1 protein-coding gene is annotated in these 1,107 nt (G+C 47.8%); it reads right to left on the minus strand.

Annotated elements, in window-relative coordinates; genetic code table 11:
• Window positions 1-907: 907 nt before the first annotated feature.
• Window positions 908-1,107, minus strand: a 200-nt coding sequence (locus tag X919_RS17070; RefSeq protein WP_216592155.1) for a hypothetical protein, incomplete at its 5' end; no start/stop codon positions are given.

Below are 1,107 nucleotides of genomic sequence, written 5' to 3' on the forward strand. Positions count from 1 at the left end.
CTCCCCAATTCGTCCGATGGTACACCATGTCAAATAGGGCAATGCGGGAGAGTAGGTAGCCGCCTTTTTTTCTTACGAAGCGTTCATTTGAGCAATTAAGTGGACGCTTTTTTGTTTACCTTCTACTGCCCAATTCGTCCGATGGTACACCTTGTCAAATAGGGCAATGCGAGAGAGTAGGTAGCCGCCTTTTTTCTTACGAAGCACTTTGAGGATTCATTTCTTCAGAGTGCTTTTTTTGTTGCATGCGGTTTTGAATACGGCCGCCTTACCATATCTTCTATGCGCCAATGGTACACCATGTCAAATAGGGCAATGCGGGAGAGTAGGTAGCCGCCTTTTTTCTTACGAAGCACTTTGGAGATTCATTTCTTCAGAGTGCTTTTTTTGTTATATGCGGTTTTGAATACAGCTGCCTTACCATATCTTCTATGCGCCAATGGTACACCATGTCAAATGGGGCAATGCGGGAGAGTAGGTAGCCGCCTTTTTTTGTTTGTATGCCATTTACTCATTCCAAGCCTGTAGGGCTTGTACTTTCGATAGCGCAGGGTTGGCGACGATAGGAGCCTACCCTGGATGCGTTTGCAGGGTGGGAACCTATGCCATCGGCATTGTACTCTCTTTAAATTCATTCGCGCAAAAGGAATATCATTCGCGAATAAATCCATTCATTGCAGGGAAATGGGTGAGGTGTAGAAAAAGAAAGTACAACCCCCAAGGGGGTAGCCTTTTTGCTTGCATTGTTTCCCGGGGTAGCCTCCTATCGTCGGCAACCCCGGGCTATCGAAAGTATAACCGCGATGCGGTAGTTTTTCCTCCATTGTTAGCACACCGAAACGGATGGAAAGGTCGGGGGGAGGGGTTGCCAGCACATTCAAACGAGGGGGATGGTCTGGCGCGGCGTTTACCAGTATATCCAATCGGATGGAATATTTGAAAAGAGGGGTTGCTCGCGTTTCCAATCGGATGGAATGGTCGGACGAAGTGTTTGCCAATATATCCAAACGGATGGAATGTTTGGGCGGATAGATTGTCGCATGCCATTTGTGATGTGGTAGGGGCGCCGCATATGGTTTTCCTCAACCCCATCGGGGTTGTACTTTC

It is taken from the genome of Prevotella sp. HJM029 (genome assembly GCF_000599605.1).
Taxonomy (GTDB): domain Bacteria; phylum Bacteroidota; class Bacteroidia; order Bacteroidales; family Bacteroidaceae; genus Prevotella.